This is a genomic window from Paenibacillus koleovorans NBRC 103111 (assembly GCF_004000845.1).
Lineage (GTDB): Bacteria > Bacillota > Bacilli > Paenibacillales > NBRC-103111 > Paenibacillus_AA > Paenibacillus_AA koleovorans.
In genome coordinates this window covers 1-1,547 of record NZ_BIMA01000243.1, presented here as the reverse complement: position 1 = coordinate 1,547, position 1,547 = coordinate 1, and the positions used below count along the sequence as shown (strand labels likewise).

The 1,547-nt window shown below is 49.6% G+C and carries 1 protein-coding gene; it reads right to left on the bottom strand.

Going from position 1 to position 1,547, the window contains the following annotated elements; all coding sequences use genetic code 11:
• Positions 1–145 precede the first annotated feature (145 nt).
• On the bottom strand, positions 146–1,390 hold the full coding sequence (locus PKO02S_RS31970) for an IS4 family transposase (RefSeq protein WP_164821829.1): 1,245 nt from the start codon (positions 1,388–1,390) through the stop codon (positions 146–148).
• Positions 1,391–1,547: the final 157 nt, after the last annotated feature.

Below are 1,547 nucleotides of genomic sequence, written 5' to 3'. Positions count from 1 at the left end.
TGAGATATCATGGATAAATACCTATATTAAGGATGAGTGAATTTTCTGAATTTAACGATTGGATTTATTGACCAAAAACGATCGAGGCGGGAATAAAAATAGCCCTTTTCCACAATTTGTTAGTATATGGTCTTTGTTCCTGTTTCTATAGCAACATCCCGTATTCTAACATTTCTAGCTGTCTCAATTCTCCCGTCTCGCTCGCCCGGCATATCGCTTCATACTGTTGCTCCACGTCGATTGCCTTTCGTCTTCCCTTCGACTCTCGACCCGGCTTGGCAAATAACCATCTCAGCATTTCCCACAAGGGCGCACTCCAACTCATTCGCACCTGTTTCACTAGCTCCAGCAGCTTTCCCTTATGGTGGACGTGCCCCTGCATCAGCAGCCCCAGACAAAACGCGATCAGGGCCGCATAGATTTGGTTAAACACCGCATTGCGACTCGTCCCGTAGAACTGCTTTACATGGAAATGTTGCTTGATCCACTTGAAAAACATTTCTATTTTCCAGCGGTATCGGTAGATTTGCCGCAGTTCTTCCGCACTTCGTTTGAAATCGCTCGTGCACAGCATCATCACATTCCCGTCTTTGTCCAGGCATTCGATGATGCGTACATAGTGCTTCATCCGGTACCGCGTTCCCTGGTACCCCAGCCAGACGATTCTGTCGGTTAGCACCTCAGAATCTGGCGGCACCTGGCGAATCTCGATTTCTTTGAAATCGGCGTTGCACCGCAGCCGCGTTACAAACAAAATCGCTTGTGTACAGTATTCATCGAACCTCTTGTAGTCCACATATCCTCGATCGAACACCAGGAGCGCTCCCGCCTCGTAGACCTCGAGATCATCGAGGTGCTTCCGCTCGGCTACGTTTCCATTGGTCAGCACGGCCACATCGGGATATCCGCCTGCTGCCGTTTGAATAAACCGCAGATGAAGCCGCACCGCTCCCTTATGTTTGCTGTACGTGGCCCATGGATACTTGCTCAGACACAGGGTCATCGTGGTCGCATCGATGAGCTGCATCTGGCCCAGCTTTTGGCCCGCCTTTGCCACTCCGTAGCGGTCCGTCACCTGTTGGACCACGTGCTGGTAGACTCGTTCCATGAAGGTGTAGTCCAGGTCCCGCCATCTGCGTGAAAGTTGGGAGGTGCTGATGGAAGAGAGGCCGACGGCTTCTTGCAGCTTTTTCTGTTGATTCACTTGCCGGCTGATGTCCGTATAGTGCTTGAATTGCATGAGTTGCGCGAAAATGAATACTTTGGCCGTCGTGGCGGCATCGAGTTTCTTGACGTACCGATCCAACTGCAACTGCTGCGTTTGTTCTCTTAACCATGTCGGGCTCAGGGGAATGAGATATTTGGTAAGGGTTAGCGTATCCTTGTCCATGTGCATGCTCCTCTATGCGGGATGTTGGACAGGGACTATCTTCTTCCAGCATACAGGTTCTTTTCGCATAGATACACCCTTAACGTTACAATTCCAGCACAATTTCCCTGAAATTTTCTTCTTGACTTTTCCTTGTTTTCTTTATGCAACGCTAATG

Excerpts from the sequence above, each read along its gene's own strand:
- PKO02S_RS31970 (WP_164821829.1), bottom strand. The coding sequence starts at position 1,390 with ATGGACAAGGATACGCTAACCCTTACCAAATATCTCATTCCCCTGAGC.